Source organism: Enterococcus dongliensis (genome assembly GCF_031927985.1).
Lineage (GTDB): Bacteria > Bacillota > Bacilli > Lactobacillales > Enterococcaceae > Enterococcus_A > Enterococcus_A dongliensis.
In genome coordinates this window covers 37959-59980 of the sequence record NZ_JARPZC010000004.1, presented here as the reverse complement: position 1 = coordinate 59980, position 22022 = coordinate 37959, and the positions used below count along the sequence as shown (strand labels likewise).

At 37.3% G+C, this 22022-nt stretch carries 20 protein-coding genes; 2 read left to right on the top strand and 18 right to left on the bottom strand.

Going from position 1 to position 22022, the window contains the following annotated elements; genetic code table 11:
* Positions 1–8: 8 nt before the first annotated feature.
* The 7 genes from P7D84_RS04485 to pbp4 all read right to left on the bottom strand — a co-directional run bounded on the left by P7D84_RS04485 (position 9) and on the right by pbp4 (position 9953).
* Positions 9–1898: an endonuclease MutS2 gene (locus P7D84_RS04485; protein WP_311805235.1), complete on the bottom strand. Its 1890-nt coding sequence runs from the start codon at positions 1896–1898 to the stop codon at positions 9–11.
* A gap of 362 nt (positions 1899–2260) precedes the next feature.
* On the bottom strand, positions 2261–4141 hold the full coding sequence (gene asnB, locus P7D84_RS04480) for an asparagine synthase (glutamine-hydrolyzing) (protein ID WP_311805233.1): 1881 nt from the start codon (positions 4139–4141) through the stop codon (positions 2261–2263).
* A 217-nt stretch (positions 4142–4358) separates the two neighbouring features.
* Positions 4359–5384 carry a hypothetical protein gene (locus P7D84_RS04475; RefSeq protein WP_137603091.1) on the bottom strand — a complete coding sequence of 342 codons (1026 nt, stop codon included), beginning with the start codon at positions 5382–5384 and terminating at the stop codon, positions 4359–4361.
* Positions 5385–6233 (bottom strand): hypothetical protein, encoded by an 849-nt coding sequence (locus P7D84_RS04470; RefSeq protein WP_311805231.1) that lies wholly within the window; start codon positions 6231–6233, stop codon positions 5385–5387.
* Between the two features lie 201 nt (positions 6234–6434).
* Positions 6435–7469 carry a DUF1002 domain-containing protein gene (locus tag P7D84_RS04465; RefSeq protein ID WP_311805228.1) on the bottom strand — a complete coding sequence of 345 codons (1035 nt, stop codon included), beginning with the start codon at positions 7467–7469 and terminating at the stop codon, positions 6435–6437.
* A gap of 224 nt (positions 7470–7693) precedes the next feature.
* Positions 7694–7876: a hypothetical protein gene (locus P7D84_RS04460; RefSeq protein ID WP_137603088.1), complete on the bottom strand. Its 183-nt coding sequence runs from the start codon at positions 7874–7876 to the stop codon at positions 7694–7696.
* A 55-nt stretch (positions 7877–7931) separates the two neighbouring features.
* Positions 7932–9953: a penicillin-binding protein PBP4(5) gene (gene pbp4 / locus P7D84_RS04455; RefSeq protein WP_311805226.1), complete on the bottom strand. Its 2022-nt coding sequence runs from the start codon at positions 9951–9953 to the stop codon at positions 7932–7934.
* A 66-nt stretch (positions 9954–10019) separates the two neighbouring features.
* On the opposite strand from pbp4, the gene P7D84_RS04450 reads away from it, so the two are divergent.
* Positions 10020–10562: a guanylate kinase gene (locus P7D84_RS04450; protein WP_311805225.1), complete on the top strand. Its 543-nt coding sequence runs from the start codon at positions 10020–10022 to the stop codon at positions 10560–10562.
* On the opposite strand, the gene P7D84_RS04445 is transcribed toward P7D84_RS04450, so the two are convergent.
* From P7D84_RS04445 to P7D84_RS04420, 6 genes are all read right to left on the bottom strand, one after another.
* A complete protein-coding gene (locus P7D84_RS04445) occupies positions 10554–11120 on the bottom strand; it encodes a GNAT family N-acetyltransferase (protein WP_311805223.1) in 567 nt (188 codons plus the stop codon). The genes P7D84_RS04450 and P7D84_RS04445 overlap by 9 nt on opposite strands.
* A gap of 4 nt (positions 11121–11124) precedes the next feature.
* On the bottom strand, positions 11125–12021 hold the full coding sequence (locus P7D84_RS04440; protein ID WP_311805221.1) for a sce7725 family protein: 897 nt from the start codon (positions 12019–12021) through the stop codon (positions 11125–11127).
* Between the two features lie 4 nt (positions 12022–12025).
* Positions 12026–12715: a hypothetical protein gene (locus P7D84_RS04435; RefSeq protein WP_311805219.1), complete on the bottom strand. Its 690-nt coding sequence runs from the start codon at positions 12713–12715 to the stop codon at positions 12026–12028.
* A gap of 74 nt (positions 12716–12789) precedes the next feature.
* On the bottom strand, positions 12790–14115 hold the full coding sequence (locus P7D84_RS04430) for a dihydrolipoyl dehydrogenase family protein (protein ID WP_311805217.1): 1326 nt from the start codon (positions 14113–14115) through the stop codon (positions 12790–12792).
* A gap of 2 nt (positions 14116–14117) precedes the next feature.
* On the bottom strand, positions 14118–15071 hold the full coding sequence (locus tag P7D84_RS04425; protein WP_137603081.1) for an ABC transporter ATP-binding protein: 954 nt from the start codon (positions 15069–15071) through the stop codon (positions 14118–14120).
* Positions 15072–16607: an ABC transporter permease/substrate-binding protein gene (locus tag P7D84_RS04420; protein WP_311805215.1), complete on the bottom strand. Its 1536-nt coding sequence runs from the start codon at positions 16605–16607 to the stop codon at positions 15072–15074.
* Between the two features lie 115 nt (positions 16608–16722).
* Here P7D84_RS04420 and P7D84_RS04415 point away from each other — a divergent pair, with 115 nt between their 5' ends.
* Complete coding sequence (locus P7D84_RS04415) at positions 16723–17289, top strand: hypothetical protein (protein ID WP_311805213.1); 567 nt, start codon at positions 16723–16725, stop codon at positions 17287–17289.
* A gap of 41 nt (positions 17290–17330) precedes the next feature.
* On the opposite strand, the gene P7D84_RS04410 is transcribed toward P7D84_RS04415, so the two are convergent.
* The 5 genes from P7D84_RS04410 to P7D84_RS04390 all read right to left on the bottom strand — a co-directional run bounded on the left by P7D84_RS04410 (position 17331) and on the right by P7D84_RS04390 (position 22006).
* Positions 17331–17540, bottom strand: coding sequence for a hypothetical protein (locus tag P7D84_RS04410; RefSeq protein ID WP_311805212.1), 210 nt, complete (start codon positions 17538–17540; stop codon positions 17331–17333).
* A 217-nt stretch (positions 17541–17757) separates the two neighbouring features.
* Positions 17758–19323: a DUF262 domain-containing protein gene (locus P7D84_RS04405; protein WP_311805210.1), complete on the bottom strand. Its 1566-nt coding sequence runs from the start codon at positions 19321–19323 to the stop codon at positions 17758–17760.
* A gap of 151 nt (positions 19324–19474) precedes the next feature.
* On the bottom strand, positions 19475–20524 hold the full coding sequence (locus P7D84_RS04400; protein ID WP_311805208.1) for a permease: 1050 nt from the start codon (positions 20522–20524) through the stop codon (positions 19475–19477).
* A gap of 413 nt (positions 20525–20937) precedes the next feature.
* The gene (locus tag P7D84_RS04395; RefSeq protein WP_311805207.1) at positions 20938–21339 is read right to left on the bottom strand and encodes a hypothetical protein; all 402 of its coding nucleotides are present in this window, start codon (positions 21337–21339) and stop codon (positions 20938–20940) included.
* 4 nt (positions 21340–21343) lie between these two features.
* Positions 21344–22006: a YdjY domain-containing protein gene (locus tag P7D84_RS04390; RefSeq protein WP_311805206.1), complete on the bottom strand. Its 663-nt coding sequence runs from the start codon at positions 22004–22006 to the stop codon at positions 21344–21346.
* Positions 22007–22022: the final 16 nt, after the last annotated feature.

Here is a 22022-nt window from a genome sequence, read left to right as displayed (position 1 = left end):
GAGTTTTTTTATTCTGATTTTCTTTGAGCCGCTTCTTTTCGTAATTTACGTTGTGCTTTTTTTGAACCACGATCAATATCACGTCGCTCTTTCCTTGCTTTAAAGTCCTCAAATAGATTTTCAACTTCATAATCTGCCGGATAAAGCTCTGCTGCACGAAACTCAAGAGTAATTCGCCGCTTAGGGACTTCGATAAATTGATTTTCCAGATATACTGTTACATTATCTGAAAATGGAATCTCTTGATAAATCAATGCGGATTTCTGTTGTTCTAATAAAAAGACTTTATCTCCTTTGTGATAAGTGATTTCCTTTGCGGATTGCGCTTGTTTTTTTGTCGTCTTCGTTTTGAAATGTTTCTTTTCAAGCTGATACTGTCGACTCGTAAAATAGTTTTGTGCTTTTGCGATAATTTGATCCGAAAGAGCCATCTTCTTAGCAATCCACAAAGTATTGCTTTCACCGGTTTGACCGATCAATAAGCGATATTTAGGCGTTAAATGTTGTGCATCAAATTCCATAGCTGCAGTAATAAAATCCGGATGCAGTTCAGCAAAACGTTTAATCTCTCCATAATGAGTCGTCGTAATTAAAATACTCCCTTGCTGATAGAATTCTTCCATGATTGCGATTGCTAGAGCGGCTCCTTCATTTGGTTCAGTACCGCTACCTAATTCATCCAATAAGATCAGGCTATTTTTTCGTGTTTGTCGCAGAATCTCAGAGATATTTTTTAAGTGACCAGAAAATGTACTCAATGCATTTTCAATACTCTGTGCGTCACCGATATCAACAAAGATCTGATCAAAGATCGCAATTTCTGTACCTGCTTTAGCAGGAATCTGCAAACCGATCATCGTCATGAGCGTCAGCAATCCGACAGTTTTTAAAACAACCGTTTTTCCCCCGGCATTTGGGCCGGTGATTGTCAATCCACGATAAGTGTCGCCGATGGTCAAATCCAGCGGTACCGCCTTATCGATCAAAGGATGTGTGGCAGACACTAATCGAATATAGCCATCAGCATTTATTTGGGGCGTAATCCCATTTAATTCACGGCTGAATTTTCCCCGCGCAAAAATCTGATCAAATTCAGCAATGATTTCTAAATTTTGCTGGATCAGCGGGAAGGCTTCTGCCAACAATCCAGTAAGTGTGGCTAAGATCTGATAAACTTCTGCTTCTTCTGTCATTTTATGGTAGGTTAATTGTTCGTTCCAGCGACTGACATTGCTAGGTTCAATATAAGCAGTTGTCCCTTTGCTCGAAAGCTCAACAATCGTTCCAGAAATCTGCTTTTTATAGGCTGCTTTGATCGGCACTGTGAAAATGTCGTTGCGTTTTGTTATAATCGCTTCTTGGAGTTTTTCTTTATTTTGACGAATGAATTTCTTCAATAATTCTTGGATCTTATCTTGTGTCTCTGTGATATCTCTTCGCGCTCGTCGCAACTCACGGCTAGCATCATCAATGATTCTTCCGTTACGAACGACTTGATAAATCTCTGTTTCAATCTCAGAAAAATCACTTAATCCCTGCCCGTAGCGATTCAGTAAAGGAGCGATTGTTTGATTTTTTTCAAAAAATTGTCGAATCAAGCGAAGGCTGCGTAAAAAATCAGCATACTCAAGTAATTCTTGAGGAGCCAGGATGAAGCCTTTTTCTAATTGATTGGTTATATGTTCAATACTTTGTAGTCCCATAAAAGGCACATGAAGGTTGCTATCAAGCAGATTTTTGGCTTCAGTTGTTTCTGTCAGTCTTTTTTCTACTACAGATAGTTTTGTATGAGGATGCATTTCAGCGATACGTTTTTTGCCAAAACTGCTGATTGCATAACTGCTAAGTCGTTGTTTGATTTCATTAAATTGTGTTTTAGTGAATGTTTGATTATTCATAGTCTCTTTCCTTTCAATTTGAAAAGATACCTATCATTACAGGAAACTTAATGATATAAATAGTCGCTGATTGCATATCGTTTTCAATAGATAAAAAAACATTATCGCTATCATTCAGGGACTATCTTGAAAGATAAATACAGACAAAAAAGCTGTGAAGATTCCTCTTCACAGCTTGAATTTCAATTCATCAGCTTTGATAGGTATCTAATTTGGCATGCGAAATAAACCTGTATCAACAGTCTTTTTTTCGCTATCAAGTTGCTCCAAATTAAATAACTACACTCACCAAAAACACCTCATAAATTTGTTAAGTTTCCTTACTTTTAGTTTAACGTGGCCGCTGTTATTTGTCAATCACCTTACGCAATCGTCGTAGGAATGGGTTTTACCCCTTCATTGATGAAATAAACTTGGTACCAAGTTAAAAACGTGTAAATTGTCCAGATTTTCCGGCGTCCATCAACTGTACCAGCAAAGTTATCATCCAATAATTTAACGATCTTTTCTTGATCAAAGAATTCTTTAACAAAATCTTGAGTGAATACGTTGCGGACAAGTTGATAATACTTTTCTTCACGCAACCAGTCTTTAATCGGTACTGGGAAACCTAATTTTTCACGATTGTACCATTCTTCTGGTAAATGACGTGCTGCTGCTTGTCGAAATGCATATTTTGTATTTTCAGCATTGATCAGGTATTTTGTCGGTACGACTTCTGACACCTTCATTAATTCTTTATCTAACAATGGTACTCGAACTTCTAACGAGCTAGCCATAGATAATTTATCAGCTTTCAGCAAAATATCTTTTGGCATCCATTGATGCATGTCCAAATACTGCATTTTTTTGATTTCAGACATGTCTTGAACTTTTTCGTAGTGGACATCGACGATTTCTTTAATAGTTGGGCTTTGTTGGTATTCCGGTTGTAAGTAATCAACTGCTTCAACTTCTTCAAAGACTTTTGCTTGTCCGATAAAGAATTCTTCTGCCGGTGCCAATGATGTATAAAGATGCAAGGCACCTTTGAATGATTTTCCTTTTAAGCCTTTGGCAATCGAATAACGCATTCCTTTAGGTAATTTCTTCAAGCCTTCTGCAACAACTTTAACGGCTTTAGACTTAGTATTCATCCCATACGCTTGGTAGCCTGCAAACAATTCATCTGCTCCTTCACCACTTAACGCCACACGTACGTCACGACTGGCAAGTTCTGCTAAGAAATACAAAGGGACACAAGACGGATTTGAATCAGGCTCATCTAAGTGATACTGGATCAGCGGGAAATATTCAAATGCTTCATCTCCTGTAACCACTCGGGAAGTATTGTTTAGATCGATTAACTCAGCTAATTTTTTTGCTTCGATAGATTCATTATATGAGTTATCTCCAAATCCAATGGAATAAGAATGTTCTGGTCGTAAAACAGCCGTTACATAGCTTGAGTCTACACCAGAAGATAAGAATGAACCTACTTCAACATCGGCAATCCGATGGGCTTCAATAGATTTCACGACAGTATCATCGATCAAATCCACCGTTTCTTCCAAAGTCATATTGGTTTCTTGTTCTTTGACATCCCAATATTGTTGGATATCTAACTGTCCATCTTTGTAAGTGAAATAGTGCCCTTCTTTAATCCGATAAACATTTTTAAAGAACGTTTCATCTAGTGCTGAATATTGGAAAGTCATATATGGTTTCAAAGCTTCCTTATTCAATTCTTTTACAAAATTTGGATGCTGTAAGAAACTCTTAATCTCTGAGCCGTACATAAACGTCCCGTTCATCAAGGCATAATAAAGTGGTTTAATCCCAAAATGATCCCGAGCACCAAACAATTCTTGTTTTTTCGTATCCCAAATCACAAAGGCAAACATCCCACGGATTTTTTGTAATAAGTCTACACCGTATTCTTCATAGCCATGCAATAATACTTCTGTATCGGCATGGGTCGTAAAAATATGACCTTTTGCAATCAAATCTTCCCGAATACTTTGATAGTTGTAGATTTCTCCATTAAAGGTAATGATTTTTGTGCCATCTTCATTTTTGATCGGTTGCGTACCGCCTTCAAGGTCAATGATACTCAAACGGCGGAAGCCTAATGCAGCACCTTTATCGATAAATTGTCCCGCACTGTTTGGACCGCGGTGAACAATCGTATCCATCATATTTTTTACAATCTGTTCTTTTTGCGTTGTATTTGAACGGTCAATAAATCCTACTATTCCACACACAATCTCTACCCTCTTTCAAACATGGTGAACTGATACTCTTTCATATCAACTTTCAAAGTATATCATAGGATTTCTACACTTTCACGAGTGAACGTGATTTCCGCTAAAAAAACTGCCAAAGATTAATTTTTTTCAAAGAGGATCTTCCTTTTTCTTTTGATTCTAAATAATTCAGCGGCCAAAAAAGCAGCACTCAAATGAGTACTGCTTTTTCCTCTTATTGGTTATCCGTGATGGTTAATGGCACTAAAAACGGGTAGCTGCCAAAAAATTCGATCAATGATTTGTTTTTACGATCTGTATCAAGTTTTAAGCTAGTAGTTTGATCGGCAGATTGCTTAATGGTAACAGTTTGATGGTCGTTTAAAGCGACTAAGTAACTGTTTTCGCCAATCTTTTTAAAATCATACTCCTCATGGTTCATCGTAGTGATAAAAATCTTATCCAATACGTCTACAGGGGTTTTATGATGTAAGTCCACCGACAGGTCTAACGGCTTGCTATTGTCTAATAAATTCTCTTCAAATTCAAACCCTAATTCTTTCATATTTGCTATAACGTCATTCATCTCACGACTGAACATAGAGTTTTGGCCGCTCGTGTAGATGTGTTTGTTGTAGCAATCTTTTAATAATGTCAAGACTGCGTTGTCCAGCACCTTCACTCTCATTGTTTCAGGAGCAACTTCCATTAATTTGATCTTTTCATTACGGAATTTTCCATCTGAAGTGGGCATCATAAAGCTAAAGAGAATCTCATTTGTACTTGTCAAACGATAGGCTAAATTAAAATGTTTGCTTTCCCACGTTGAAAATTCATTTGTTGACAGATATAACTCTTGGTTTTGCAACGGTTTGATCAATTCAAAGGTGAAATATTCTAGTAGCGCCCCTTTGGCGATAGCAGAGACGGATAATTTTTCGTCGATAAAAATCTGCTTGAAATAATCTAATAATGTCGGGAAATCCGATTCCATCAAAACTTTTCTGAATTTAAGATCCGCGATTTCTTTTTCCGCATCAGCGATCAAAAGCAGCAAGTCTTGATAATTTTCTTCTCGATTGTCATAGTAATTCAACGAAGAATCACTGACCGGTTTCGTTGAAGGAGTCGCTTTAAGCGATTCTTTTGATTCTGTATCTTCGGGATGGAGAATTTCTTTTTCCTGAATATTTAAATTAGATTCCTCAGAGTCAACTAACGCATCGTAAATCTGGTTGATTTTTTTCTTTTCTTCCGCCATTTATTCTGCCCCCTTGTCTAAGAAATCCTTGATAAATTTCTCAAGCGCAGCATCCATCTCTTCTAATCCGCCGAACCGTTTCTTGATCAATCGCAATTCTTTTAAGGCGATTGCTTGTTCTAACGCTAAACTATCAATCTTATTGGCTAATTCGATTTTTTGTGATTCTCCTGATAATTGGTCACTAGCAAACGGTGTCCATTGGCTTTGCTGCTGTGTCAATTCTTTTAATTTACGATTGATGACGTCGATTTCTTCTTCTACTTTCTTACGATTCATAAAGCTTTTGGTTTCTTCCAATTCAGCCTTTTGTTTTTCTTGTTGAGCAATCTCATCATTGATTTTTTGTAATTCTGACCGTGCAGCAATAGTTTTTGCATCGAAGTCGTCTTGTTGGTTTTCTAGTTCGAGCAATTGTTTTTTATAGTCCCCATTTACTACTTTTTCCCATTGTTCACGGATATCAGGTAAAATTTCAATCGTTGGTTGAGTCGCATCTACTTGTAAGACTGCACGATCACGATAATAACTGCCGATTTGATAATTCATCAAGATCGGTGAGATGACCTCGCGCATGATCATAAAAGGAAATGTCTTTTGAAGTTCCTGATCTAACTTGCTTGTCAAGAAATTATCCATCTCATGATTGGTATTACTAGATTGTTGAATCGAAGCAGGCAGTTCTTGCCAATAAATTTGATAAACATCGCCCATGTGTTCAGCTTTCATTGCTGCTTCTAACCGTCTGATCTTTCCTAACAACCCACCTAACACATCAGAAGCTGATTCCTTCACTGAATCAAAGGATGTTTCAGTTTGGATTTCTTCCTTTTTACTTGGAGTCTCCATCTAAGACCCTCCTTTATTTGATTAATTGTCTCGAATACGATAAGTTCATTGCTTCAAAGCAGAGAAAATCAAAAAATATTCTAACTAGAATTGAAGTCCACTCCTCTATTTTACCCTAGCCTAGCTATAATGATAAGCATAAACTATTAAAGTAACTAAAAAAAGATTGTGACCTATTTTAAACAGGACACAATCTTTTTATTAATTTGTTAATCCGCTAAAGAAATCTTTGATTTGTTGCCATAAATTGGCGAAAAATCCTTGATTATCCTCTAGAGTTCCTTTAAGCGAGTCACCAAATTTACCAAGTTGATCTGATAATTTGTTGACAGTTCCTTTAAAGTCACTACTGATTTTGTCCAATTGTGCAATCGATTCTTTGTCCAACACGCCATCGGTTGTTTGATATTGTTGAGCTAAAGCAATCAGTTTATTGATATCATCTTTTGTCACATATTGCGATAGATTATTTTTTTCTAACGCATCATTAACAATCGTTTCGACATCTTCTTTTGTAGCTAGTTCCCCTTGTTTCTCTTTAAGTTCAGCTAGATCTTTCTTGATATCTACCAAAGCCTGGTTTAATTGGGCTTTATAGGCTTCATCGGCTTGTTCTTTTTCACTATCAGATAAATCTTGATTTTGTTGCTGCTCATTCGCATTATCAACAACAGATTGTGCAACATCTGACGTTGTATCTAGCTCCGTTTGTGCCAATTGTGCACGTTGAGGATCAACAGTCTCACCATTTGATTCAAAAGCCTTGTAAACACCTGTCAAAGCACTTTCCCCTGTTACTTTTACGACACTAGCAACTTTGACGGTTGCATCTGTGATTCCAGCGGTAACTAATGGATTTTTATATTGGTCAGCAGTGATTTGCGTAATATTTTCTGGTGTTAAAATCTCAACATTGATTCCTTTTCCTTGATCTTCACGATTTACAACGACCGAGCTTAGCATGACACTGTCATCTCCGCTGCCATAACCTAAATATTTTACTAAATCTGCCCCAGTCGCTTGTTCCATTTTAACACTTTCTTGATTGATGTTTAGTTTATTCATCGTTTCATTGAGTTGTTGCTGATTTAAACCAGCTCCCGCTACAAATGTTGGTTTCCCCCAACATTCATTAATTACGCCGTCATCTGAGGCTGCGTGAACTTTTTGGCTGATTATGCCAGCGCCTAGAAAAAGACCCACTCCAGCGATTAAAATCGATTTATGAAGTTTCATTGTAATGCCTCCTGTATATCTTGATATACGTATTTTAACTCATTTATGGCTATTTTCTTGCGTCAAGCACCTGTCCTTAAACAATTATTTATTAAGTCAAGAATCTCTTAATGATTTTTTCAGCCTTTAGTCGGAGGTAAAAATTTCTCCGCTATGCCTTAGGTAAAATGCTACCTATAGTTAAGGAGACTATAGCAATTGTTTGCTACAGTCTCCTTGTTAATTTATTTTTCTTTAGTAGTAAAATGGATCTTTCCTTGGTCATCGCGTTCCAAGTAAGTCGTTTCTTTTAAATAGCTGAACTGTAATTCAGCGATGCTGGAATCTTCCAACATGTTTTCGTACCCTTCAAAAATTGCACGAATATATTGCTTATATGCTTGTTTTTTTCGTTGCCGTTTGTTCATAAGACACCGTCCTTCTTGGATATCTTACCAAGCATCCGCATTTCAGACAAGTATTTTATTGATAGGTTTGATGCAAATAAGTCAGTAAGTCTTTGGAAAGATCCGTAGCAGAAGTTCCTTCAGGCTTATTCTCTAACAACTCGACTACTGAATAGTCTTGATTTTCTGAATCAAATGCATATAAGAAACTATTTTCTTGTCCTTTTTCATCTTGTTTTTGTTTAATCTCTGCTGTTCCAGTTTTAGCTGCTAATGGGATATTCAATGCTGCCAAACTATGAGCTGTCCCGTTTTCATCACTGACGACCGCTTGCATATCTTCAGTAATTGTTTTAGCTGAACTCGCTTGGATCACTTCTTTTTTGTTTGCTATTTTTTGATCAGCAAGTAATTTAGGATACACCATTGTCCCATTGTTAGGAAAGACAGAATAGGCAGTGATCTGCTGGATTGGATTCAATAACAATTGACCTTGGCCGTAGCCAGTATCAGCTAATAAGATCTCGGAGCCAAACTGATCTTTACTAGAGATTTGAGCGGCATCCATCGCAATCGGCAAATCTAAATCTTTTCCAAAAATAAATTTATCTAACCCCGCACGAAAGGTTTTTTCACCCATTTTTAAAGTTTCTTGTGCCATGTAGATATTATCTGAATAAATCAACGCTGTTCTCAGATTGACTGGATTCACCTCTGAAACTCGCGTGACTTGATATGATCCCCACGAACTATCTTTTTGCCATTTTAAACCGTTGATAGTTAAGGCGTCCTCGGGATTTAAAGTACCTGCATCTAAACCAATCGCTGAAGTAATCAATTTAAACGTAGACCCAGGAGCATAGCCTGTAGCAAAGCGGCTCATAAAAGGTTGGTCTTCATTATTGCTATACGCTTCATAATCGGTTTGGCTGATACCGTTGGTCATCTTGTTAGGGTCAAAACTCGGCGAACTAGTTGCGACTAAGAGTTCGCCTGTTTTCGGCGCCATTGCAACGCTTGAGCCTGCTTGATCATTTAAACTGTTATAGGCAATCTGCTGCGCACGGCTATCGATCGTTAATTGGATATTCTCGCCGTCTTTTTTCTCGATTTTTTGTAAAACGTTTTTTTCGTTGCCTTTACTGTCAGTAATCGCTAATGAACCGCCATCTTTTCCGCGCAATTGCTTATCTAAAGCCATCTCTAAACCACTGCGACCAATCAGACTATCACTAGCAAGATCCGCATTTTTCTTCAAATCTTCTGCGGTTACTTTACCTACATAACCGATCAATTGTGCTGCCGCTTCTTTTAACGGATAGGTCCGTCCAGTTGTTTCTTTGATTTCTAATCCTTCTGGAATCTCTTTTGGCGCTTCTGCAGTTGTTTTTAACGGAACGAACAAATCATCTTGCACCCAGCTTTGTGCTAATGTCGCTTCTGCTTCTTTAACAGTAATCGCTAGACTTTTAGCGATCGTTTCAATTTTTGCTGACCGTTCTTCTGCTGTTCCGAGAGTTCCAGGGACAACACCTAGCTGATAAACAGTTCCATTGGCTGCTATTTTTTGATTGTTACGATCTAAAATTTCACCACGGACCGCCGGATCAATAGAATAATTTATCTTGTCTTTACCGGTCATTCCAGGGAAAATCAAATTTGGCTTCCAATTGATTGCCTGGCCGTCATCACTTAATGTCCCGGAATAGGCTTGATTTTTTAATTGACCAAAACCAGTATTTATTGATAATTTGTAAGAAAAATGATAGGTGCCATTCTTTTTAGCAACAACTAAATCATCTAATTTGATATTTGATGCGCCAATTCCTGAAAAAACTGATTGATATTTTTCAATGACTTGTTCTTTTGTATAGCCGCTTTTTTTGATAGAAACAGCTGTTAAATTTTTTGCTGTTTTTTGATACGTACCATCTTGGAGTGTTTTAACAAAAGCTGTGACAGTTTTTTCACCTTGCTTTTTGATCTGGTTGGCTTGATACGTACGAATACTAAAAAAACCAGCGATGAGCACGATGATAATCCCGCCGATGATAATCGGCAGTTTGTTCTTTTTTGTCTTGCGTGAACTTCTTTCCATTATAGGGTCCTCCCTAGCATCTTTTGTTCGTCTTCTTTATACTATAAAAAAGGACGTGTTAACGATATGAATCATTGCTACTTATTTATTGGACCAAGCGGTTCAGGTAAAACAAGCTTGGCTGAGAGAGCTTTCTCTCCCGAACAAAAAATTATTTCTTATACAACACGAGCACCACGTCAAGGTGAAGTACACGGCCGTGATTATTTCTTCATCTCAAAAAAAGAATTTGAAACGATGATAAAACAGGAACAATTTGCTGAATATGATTGTTATGACCAGCAATTTTATGGGATTGCTAAAGCCACCTTACAAAAAGCTCTAGCTGCAGGCGACTGTTACGACCCGATTACGACTACAGGCTTTCTTAACTTGCAGCGCATTTTCGGCGATCAAATGGTTCCAATCTGGATTCACATTTCGAAAGAAACAATTATTAATCGGCTAAAAAAACGAGCTACTGCCGAAGAATTAGCCCGTCGCACAGCGATATTTCAAGCAGATCAAGAAAACTTGGCTTGTTTAAGAAAGTTTCCTAATCTAATCGAAATTGACGGAGAAACATCTTTAGATGATATGCTAGCCCAGCTACGCCAGGCACTAAATTAGCTGAAAAGCCTTGCGCTCGCCATGTTCAAAAGGAAAATAGATCATTCCACGATAAATAAAACCCAGTTGCTCAATCAAATGGAGCATTGCTTGATTTTTTGGATACGTATCAATCCGGATATCTTGATAAGCTAAAATTTGTGCTTGCTTTATCGCCTGCATCAATAACTGTTTGCCTAAACCAGCTCCACGATATTTTTGGCTGACAGCAGTATGGTGCAGTGCGACATAAGGTCCATTACCTTGCCAGGAGCCTTCGATTGCCTCGTAACTAGGATCTTTTTCTGCAATCAGCGCAATCGTTCCGACGATTTCATCATTTAGCGTCAGCACATAGCTGGCTTTTTTTCGGATGTCCTCACGAATAACAGCTTCATGAGGTTCATGCCCATTTTGCCATTGAGGGGAACCTTGTTCTTTCAAATAATGCTTCGCATCGTTGATGATACTGCCGATTTGGGGAATATCGGCTAATGTACTTAAACGAAAATCAATTATATCTTCATTTTGCTTGCCTCTTTTCCCTCTGCTCATAAACGCTTCTTTTTCATAGCCCATTGTTTCACCACCCTTTCTGCCAATGATCGCCTTGCTCTAAAAAAGCGCCAATTAATTCTAAATGATGCGCCAATGTCCACTTTTTGATCGTTCCTAGACCAGGGAATTTTTGTGTTTCTTGATAATTCAATAATTCAGCTAATCCAAGAGTCAATAGCAGCTGATCTTGATTTCGATAATACCAAGTCGTTAATTTTTCTAACGCTTCAAAAAATTTTCCTTTTTGATCTTGTGCATTTTCATTGCTGTCAGACACAAAATGCCGGACTCTTAAATTGAGATACGCATCAAAATAACTAATGTGCAGCGCAATAGCACGACTAGGACCGCCCTTATCAAAGTAATGGCTGCCTTCGATTGTATAATCACTAAATCCGTTGGAAGCAGATTCTAGATAAAGATGTTCGTCACTGTAAAAATCATCTTCTTTTTCCCCATAATCTGCAACACTTTTTCGTGTTTGAAAGGCTTCTCTGAGTAAAATTTTATTTGGTATTTCTAAAATTCTAAATCTACCTTGATCTGGAATAACCGAAAGGACTTCTTGTGAGAAATTGGCTTGTTCTAATTTTCGTGGAGAATGGGTATTAAATACGTAAAGTCCTGCTTCAAATGGATTTTCTTGTGTTACGATTTCTGCATTTTTTACACTAGAAACTGCTTTTAGTTGCCAGTCAAAACGTCGTTCATTAAAAAATTTTGCTGTTCCAACTTGCGGATTCGAAATTAGGTAACAAACAAATTCATTTTTATCGAATAATTCAAGTGTTTTTTTCAAAGTTGCTGAATCACGAACGGGTTCAATGATTGGTCGAATTTTCTTTGACCAGCGCTGTTCATTGATCAACGCATTAAGGGCCAATAAATCAAACTGCTTTCCCCGCAAATAAGGATAATACATCAAATCACTCCAATGGTTCTGTCGGTCTTTTTCGAAGTTGCCTTTGCTGACGTAGAAATTCATAATCTTGTTCTAATGCCCGCAACTCTTCTTCCAAACTTTCGATTCGAGCTAATTGGACATCTTCAATAAATCGCTGGTAATAATTATCTGCTTGTAAACTATCTTTTTCAGCCAAACGTCGGCGTAACTCTTTGTAAAGTTGCTCGGTCGAAAAATAGCTGGTTCCATAAGACATTCGTTTGGCTTTTTGCACTTCACGAAATAATGAAGCCATGAATCGTTGCGTCAATGCTGACTCTTCAACTTGCAATGTGCGTTTTACTGGTTTTTTTGCGATGAAAAAAGTCCCAGCTGCCGGCAGATCCTCAGCTTGATGATACGGACGATAGACTAAGACCCCAATCTCGCGCGGAATGTCTTCTTGTACTTTTTCATATAAGTCTTCAGTCAGTACAAAATAATTGTAATGGCCGATGAAAGAAAGTTTAGCTTTTGAGAAAAAGTCCGCCTTTGTAATTTTCAACTCATAACAGCGCCATTCTGTTGCAGCATTCGGCTTAAAAAAACAGGCCAGCGTATCAACAATACCTTGATCATCGGGCATAGTGACTTCTTCTACGACGATTCCGCCGAGTTCAATACAATAATAGTACAAAGCTTTTTCAATTTCTTGTGTTAATGTTGTTTTCATAATCTCACCATGGGAACGTATTTTCGTAAACTTTAGCATATTTGCCGAAAAAAAAACAGAGGTCGCCCTCTGTTTTAAATAAAATATGAAAGATCACTAGCTGGACTGGGATAAGCAAAGATATACTTTTCAATCTCTTCATGGTTCATTTTTTTCGATAAGATGATTAACAGATAATTGATGAGTTCATCAGCGATTTGACTCAAACAAGTGATTGCAACGATTGTATCTGTCTCATCATAGACAAACTTTATTTTTGCACCTTGATCATTGATTCGGCGATACGTATACCAACTAGACAAATCGATTGTCTGAGAATGATAATTCGCCGAATGCTCAGTAAGTTCTTTTTCACTGAGCCCGACTCTGGCTAAACGCTGATCACCAAAAACGATTGTTGGAATCAACGGGTAGTCAATCAAATCACTAGCCCCATTCATTGCCTTAGCCACATACCCAGCTTCAAAACTTGCGACTGGTGTCAGTTTAGGCTGATTTTTAGCTAAAACATCACCACAAGCAAAGATATTTGGTTGTGTCGTACGTAAATGATCATCGACTTTGATTCCTTTTTTGTCGTAATCAACTCCCGCTTTTTCTAGATTCAATCCTTCGAGATTAGGGATACGTCCAGTTGCTCCAATCACACAATCAACCATCAATTCAAAGCGCTCTCCGTTGATTTGGTACTGTGAATGCAGTGATTCAATTGCGGTAGTCTCTATATTGAAATGAAATTGAATGCCTGCAGATTTCATGTGCTCAACAAGATCCATCACCAATTCGTAATCAAATTCTTTCAATGGTCGATCATTGTGATGGATGATGTGCACCTCAGAACCTGCAGCATTAGCGATGATTGCTAATTCAAAAGCGATGTAACCGGCGCCAATAAATGCTATTTTTTTAGGTAAGTGTTCAAACTCTAAAAAATCCGTACTGGTTTGTAATAGATCTTTTCCTTTAATCGGCAGTCTAGTCGGGCGTTGCCCAGTGGCAATCAAAAACTGTTTTGCTGCTAGTCTTTGCTCGTTGATCTTAATATGATTTGCATCAATGAACTCCGCTTGTCCTTCAAAAGAATCGATTCCTGTAGTATCTAAGCCCTTTTTTGTATTTTGCGGGACATAATCGGTGTATTCTTTCTTAAAAGCCATCAACTCTTCCCAAATAATTTTTGGTGTTTGATCAAATCCTTTACCGACCATAGTTGCAATTCGTTTTTGAGCTTCCACTCCGCTCATCAACATCTTTTTAGGATCACAACCGCGGTTCGGACAAGTACCGCCCCATAGATCCGATTCAATGATTGCCACTTTTTTTCCTTGTTCTTTTAACGCATATGCAGCTGAATTTCCCGCTGGTCCGCTACCAATCACAATCACATCATATTTCTCCATCATTATCCCTCCCGGCTTAAAAAGCAGAAAACGTCACTTCGATTAATCAATCCTAGAATTTTTTCGTCTTGTTTGATCAAAAAGGCATCTTGTTCAGTCAATAATTCAAAAACTTCACTCAAACTAGTATCGAGTGATAAATTTTTTAAAGCAGTGTCAGCCGATGTTGTTTTTTGATAAAATCCGCCATTATATAACGCTTCAAGGGTTTGGGCGTACACTTCATCGGTCGTTTCATCAAAAAATTCTTCGACAAATTGATTTGCAGGATGTTTTTGAATCTCTTCTGGGGTATCGCATTGGACTAATTTTCCTTCATGCATCACTGCAATTCGGCTGCCAATCTTCATCGCTTCTTTCATATTGTGAGTCACAAAAATAATCGTGTTCCCTAATTTTTGATGCAATTTCAGTACAAGATCTTGCAAACTTGCTCGCGAAATTGGATCAAGTGCACTGAACGGTTCATCCATCAAAACGATATCCGGTTCAGATGCCAAGGCACGGATGATCCCAATCCTTTGTTGCTGACCACCGGACAATTCGCTTGGCATTCGATCTCTAAACTGTTCAGGTTCCATATCTACTTCTTGCAGCAACTCGTCGACTCTTTTCTTGCGCCGTTCCTTTGTCCAACCAAGCATATCTGGAATAACTTCAATATTTTCCTTCACACTCATAGTTGGAAAAAGGGCGATTTGTTGTAAAACATACCCAATCTGCCAACGTAATTTCTGAAGATTATAATCTTTGATGCGTTTTTCTTTAAAATAAAGATCACCATCAGTAGGTTCAATCAATCCATTGATCATTTTTAACGAAGTTGTCTTTCCGCTCCCAGAAGGTCCTACTAAAACGAAAATTTCCCCTTTTTTTACCGTTAAATTTAAATCTTTCAAAACAAGATTGCCTTCAAATTCTTTGCTGACATCTTTAAATTCAATAATCGATTCCATCTAATTTCCCTCCCCAATGATAGTTTCTTTCACCAAGAAGTCGTGAGCGACCTTAGCTGGTTGCTCTTTTTTTACATTGACACGGTAATTCATCTCAATCATTTGTTCTTCAGTGATTTTACCGGCCAATCGATTTAAAGCTTTCACGACTTTGGGGTGTTTCTCAGCAAATTCTTTCTTCATTAAAGGTGCCCCTTGATACGGCGGAAAAAGCTGTTGGTCGTCTTCTAAGGTCACTAAGTCGTATTGTTTGAGCTCACTATCTGTTGAATAAGCATCGATCACATCGACATCTCCATTATTGATTGCCTGATAACGCAATGCTGGCTCCATACTTTGAACAGAACTTAATTTGATATCATATTTGTCTTGAATTCCGCGATAGCCATCTTGCCGATCGATAAATTCCAAAGTAAATCCGGCTTTTAATTGCTCTTGCTGCCCACGTAATTCTGAGATTTTTGTGATTCCTCGTTTCTCTGCTTCACTTTTCTTCATAGCTAAAGCATAAGTATTTTCATAAGCCATCGGTTTTAATAACTGAATATCAAATTGTGTGTCTAACAAGTCATTTGCTTCTTGATAGGTTTGTTTAGGTGAAAGATTTTCTGGAGTATTTTTTGGTACTTTCACTAAACTTTCTAACACCGTTCCCGTAAATTCGGGGTAAATATCAATCTGATCACTTTTTACGGCACTAAATAAAAAACTCGTCTTTCCAAAGTTGGGTTTTAATTCCACCGTAACTGAAGGATCTTCTTCTTGGATGACTTCTTTGTACATATTAATCAAAATATCCGGTTCTGCACCGAGTTTACCGGCGATTGTCACTGTTTCATGACCAATCGGGTTATTTTGGGCGAAGAAAATCCCCCCGATGCTCAAAAAGATAATGCCTAATGTAATCAAGGTGACTTTTCCGCTGCGGTTTTGTAAAAATCGGATTAGTGTACTAAAAATAATAGCAAGTAAAGCTGAGCTGATTGCACCAATCAAAGTTAGATTAGGATCATTGCGATCGATTCCTAAAAGAATAAATGTTCCTAGACCACCGGCACCAATTAAAGCAGCTAATGTAGCTGTCCCAATAATCAGCACCAAAGCAGTACGAATCCCAGAAATGATCACTGGCATCGCCATCGGCAATTCGACGCGCAGCAATTTGTGCATGCGTGACATCCCAAAGGCATCGGCTGCTTCTTCAATCGATGGGTCAATCTCTGCTAAACCAATGTACGTATTTTGAAAAATCGGTAACAGTGCATAGACTACAAGAGCAATCAATGCTGGCACTGTCCCGATACCGACAAAAGGAATCAACAATCCCAATAAAGCCAACGAAGGAATCGTCTGCAAAATACTCGTTATTTGTAATACGACTTCTGCTGTTTTCTTCCGCTGACTCAGTAAGATCGCTAATGGGATTGCAATCACAATCGCGATCAACAACGCACTCAATGAAATTGCTAAATGTTCAAAGATCGCCGATAAAAGTTCATCTTTTCTTTCAGTAAACGTAGTAATCAATTCATTCATAAACTTTCCTTTCAAAATTATGACCTATTTTCAGTATAACTGAATCAAAATAAGAGACAAAAAGATTGGCTTGCCAAAAAGTAGTATACTATCATAAAAAGAAAGGACTTAAAGTATGAAGACAACTAATGAACTAAAAGAGATTTGCTTAACAAAACAAGAAAAAACATATTCTTATTTAAATTCGTATCACTACAATTGGTTCAAAGCGATTGATTTAAATCTATTAAATAGCGATGGCTTCACTAATTATTTTTTACGGATTAAAAAAAATGAACCAGCTGTGTTTGAGGAGATACAAGAGAAGGTACTAAATGCCACAATTACCGCCTTTCAACAAGAACTAGCTGAAACCGATAGCTTTGTCTTATTGACAGCAACTTGGGCCAATGGACTCTTACCTGAAAAAGCGATTGCTGCGATGCAAGATTTCAATCATTATTTGACTAATTATACCCTCCAAAAAGACCCTCTAATCGGTATCAATCAAATGAATGCTGATTTCAATCAAGTTTTAATGCAGCATCTGCCAAAAGTTCGTCGCCAAGATTTGCGTTTAATCTATCGGTTGCTTTCCTTGAAAGATGTCTCTGTCGATGAGCAGCAAAAGGAATTAGCTGTACTCAATGAACCAACTAGAAACAGAACAATCGCTTTGTTAAGTCTTTTTAAAAATCTCTAAAAAAACAGAGCCAAAACAGGTATAATGTTTTGGCTCTGTTTTTATGATAGCTTTGTAATTTCACGATCAATCAATGCCAAAGAAAGTTTCAATGCCTTGACACGTTCTTTTGATAACGTAATCTGTGCTTTTAGATTTCCACCAGCGGCTTGTTTTTCTTCTAGTGAGATAAGTGCTTGCTCAATCTTATGCAGCGTTGAAACTAATGACTTCTTAGCTGCTAAATAGTCGGTTAATTCATATTCTTCCAAGTCAACACACCCTTTAAAAGTTTGTTTATAAATAACTAGCGAACGATCTCTAACAACTTTTGCTTCATATTAGAGACTCTGTTAGCATAAAACGTTGTAAAGTCTTTAATTTCTAGACTAATCTCTTTATCAACAAAAAGAAAAGAAGAATCTAACTTATACATCTTCACCCACTCAATCAATGACTTGTCTTGTTTAGAAATATTTTTTTCATTATTCAGTAGTTGCAGATTTCCCAGCTTATTCCAATTATCGCCGATTGTTTGATTTCTTCATCAGTAAAGTGTTCGGTCATAAATTGTTTATTTTGAAATTTTGATTTTGGATGAATATGATCAATATGAAAGTTCTGATTAAAATAATCCAAATCAGGATAGAATAAGGATAAAACAAAAAAAGCATCTTCCGAACCAAACTGGACTTCAAATAGCCCATTTATGATGTCTTCATCGAATGAATAATTTTTAACTGGATTGCTTTTTGCTTTGGCGACTATTTCAGATAAAGGAAACGTTTCAGCCGCTGAAGCCTTGATCACCTTTCGAATATCTTGTAAGACACTGTCAGACTGTCCGCCAAATAGACGTTTCAAAAAGACCAATAATAACCACTTTTTGATGATCTGTGAATCGGCATTCTTATCTTTTGTATCCAAAAATCTAGTTTTTACTACTTCGTCTTCTAAGTGTTTGATATATACATAATAAATAATCGGAATCGCCGCATTCTTTGCAGGGAACGTTCGATTTTCAAAACCTAATCTATAAATCATTTCGACTGTGTGTAATATAGACTTACGAATCCTATCCCAGTTTTCTTGAATATTCATAATAAGCTTTTTATCAAAGTTTTTGACTCTGCTTTTAATATCATTGGAGTACAAAACCAAAGTGGTCTTTAATATAAAATCAGGAGTGATCGAGAAATCGCCAAATTGATTGACTTCTCTAATCAGTTCATCAAAATTCTCTCTTGCATCTGGCCAGTAGGCAGTCAAAAAAGACATCAGCAGATCTGAAAACGTCAGTTTGGTCCCGCCATCATTAGTTCGGATAAAGATGTCTAAAACTTTATCCGGATTTTGCTCATCTTCTACAAAGTAATTCAAGATTCTATCTTTATTTATTGTCATCGAAAGCAGGTCGAGTGTTTCTTGCGCGTAGTCATTATCTTCCAAACCATTGTTTCTTAAGTAAGTAAACTGATCTTTCGGTTTTTCCATAGCTAGTATTTCTCCAACTTCAAACCAATGTTTTTCTTTCAATGCATTCTCTTTCGCCACTTTTTCTTTTCGTAAAAATTTAAATTCATATTCTTTATCAATCTCTGTATTTTGCTCATAAGGCTTTGTTATATTCAGATAAAGTTTCATCGGCGGTAAAGTGTCCTCATTATCGACCCACCATTTATGGCTCAATTTCATGGCATAGGTTCCTTTCAAGCCGATATACAGACTGTTCAGTCGCTGTTGACCATCAATTACTGCAAAAAAGTGATCACTTCTGCCTTTGGAATTGAAGTATGCATTTGTTTCCCCAAAACGTTGTTTGTACTTTCGTAAAAAAGAATAAAATTTATAGTTATTTTTGATGTCATCAGAAGTAATCTCCCATAGCATTAATGAGTTTATTGGATATTTCCTCATGATACTATCAAATAATAGTTCAATCTGTTCTGGACTCCAAACAAACTTTCGCTGAATCGCCGGTAAAAGAAAATTATTCTTATCGATATTTTCAATTGCTTCTTTAATAGTAATCTCTGGTTGAAACCCTTTAGTCATTGTATCCACTCCTAGTAATACACAGTATATCTCTTTTAAAATCAGTTTTCTATAGGTAGTATAACAAGCCTTAATCAGAAAAAACTGCTGCTTATATAAAAAAATAGAAGGTTAGACTAGTTATCTAACCTTCTATTTTTTTATGATTAATTTATAAGATAAAACTACCGAAAATACCGGCAACAATTCCAAGTAAAATTATCCCACTGCCAATGATTCCTAGTTCTTTCCAAGTAAATACTGGTTTCAACAAACTTAATGAGACGATGCTGACTGCGGGTAAAGTAAGCAGCAATGTCGCTGCTGGTCCACTAGAAAGCCCTAATGCTAACAAAACTTGGATAATTGGTATCTCACCTGCTGTTGGAATGACAAATAAGGTCCCTACTAAAGAAAATAAGACAATTGCGATGATCCCGCTATTTAATTGTCCGCTATTGACTGCTGGAAATAACAAGCCTTGAAATGCTCCCAGAATAAAGACGATGACGATGTAAGCTGGAATACTTTCAATAATCAGTCGTCCAAAAGCCTTGATCCAACGGACAATCACTCCTTGTTGTGTCTCTTCGATTGGATCAAACATTTTAGTATCTGGAACATGAACACGTTTTGCCTTAGAAACTTTTGAAACGATCGTCGCAATTCCTAAAACGGCAATAACTCCAAAAATGAGGCGAAGAAAAGTGAATTTCCACCCAAGAACAAAACCCATAAATACTAAAGTTGCTGGGTTTAACAATGGATTAGCTAAGAAAAAGGCCACGACACTATTGACAGATGCTTGTGAACGTTTTAATCCCACGGCCACTGGTGCTGTACAACAAGTACACATCATAGTTGGCATCCCTAGTACCATAGCAAACACGGAATTTCGGAATTTACTGCCACCCAAATATTTTTTTATTAATTGCGTAGGAATCAATACTTGAACCAATGAACCAACGATTAATCCTAAAACGACTGCTTTCCATACGGAATTGAAATAAGCAATAGTAAATGTCATTCCAGATTCTATTGAAAAAATTGGCGCTTCTTTTCCAACATTAATAATGGCATCCCCGATTGAATGTGTCGAACTTGCTGCTAATGCTTTTTGAAAATATGGGAACCATTTCACGTAGAACAGCCCAACTAGTAAAACCAATAAAAAAATTCCTATATATCTAACCGTTTGTGATCTCTTCTTTACATTTTCCATCTATCATCCCTCTTTTTACTTTTCCGTTGCAATATCTCATACTCCTTACAAATTCTACCATAAACATTACTTTCGTTATTTAACATTGCAACTTTTACTCACAGCTTCCAATTTTCCCACTCGAAAGCCTATGGCTAGTGTAAACGAAAGTTCTCTATAAGTATACTCTAAGATAATTATCATTTATCTCTATATTCTTATAAGTCATTAGTAAAAAAGATGATGGTTTATAGTAATTTCGTATGCGATATTATTATTTATAAAAATATTCTATTTTAATTCTTTCCTTTGTAATTGGAGATAAAAAAAGAATGTGCTTCTATGACAAGTAGTTCTAGTCAGGAAACACATTCTTTTGGAACGATTGATTGCACCGGAATCGCGATCAATGAGTTTAACAATATTTTTCTAAGTTATTCTGTTGACCTGGATCTAAAATTGCTCACAGCAATCAATCCTCCGCCGACTACCAACCAGATACTCAAGACCTGATTGATAACCGAAAAAGGCAAAGTTGTTTGATGCAGTCCTTCCCGAATCAATGATGCTGGTACAATAGACAAGCGTTGCCAGCCAATAACGAATATGCTGAGGGCAAAACAACCTACTGCATTAAAAAAAGCAAACTGACCACTGATTAAATATAGGCGACGTGTCATAAAACGAGTTAACAGCAGCACTAGTAAAAGCCAGCTTCCAAAAAAGATCCAACCTGTGTTTATCCGCATTTGCAGCCACTCGTTGCTAAAACAGATAAGTGCCAATGTCATCGCCCACCAAAAACTATTGTAAAGAATCGTTACTCCTTTCAGCATAGGCTTATTGAGCTAAACGAATGATGACTTGGACCGTCGTACCATCTTTTGGTAAGACTTTTTTGTTGCCATAAAAATTATTGACCTTTTGTTCTGTCGTTCCAACTGGCCAAGCGGCGTCACTAACAATCCCCGTTGCACAACTATCTAAGCAGATAACACAACCAGTATTGTTTTTCTTCGCACTTGCTAAGTTACCGCCAAATCGAAAATCAGGTGTATAGTCTTTATCCGACTTAACCGCTTCTCTTGCCGGAATTTCATCATGGCCTTTCCATTTCAAGAAAACAGTTACTTTGTCGCCGTCAATTTTTTTGCCGTCTTTATAATCAGCTTTCATATCCTTAGCGGTTAGATTGTCGCCAGATTCTGCCCCGATATCTTTGAGAGCTTGGTATACTTTCTTTTCATCCGTTTGACCGCGCAAAATGGATTTTTCACCGTTAGCGCCTCCTTCATACACAACCAGGTGCCGAGTAGGTTCGCTAAAATATGTCCCGTTGACCGTTGCATCAAACATGATTTCTTTTTTATCCTTATTTACCACTAATTCTTTTTGATCTTTTCCTGAAGAATCTGAACTAGCAGACTTTTCGCCGCTCCCGCATGCACTTAATCCAACCAGTGCCACTGCTGCTAGAGTAATTAATAAACTAATTTTTTTCATCGTTACTATCCCCTTT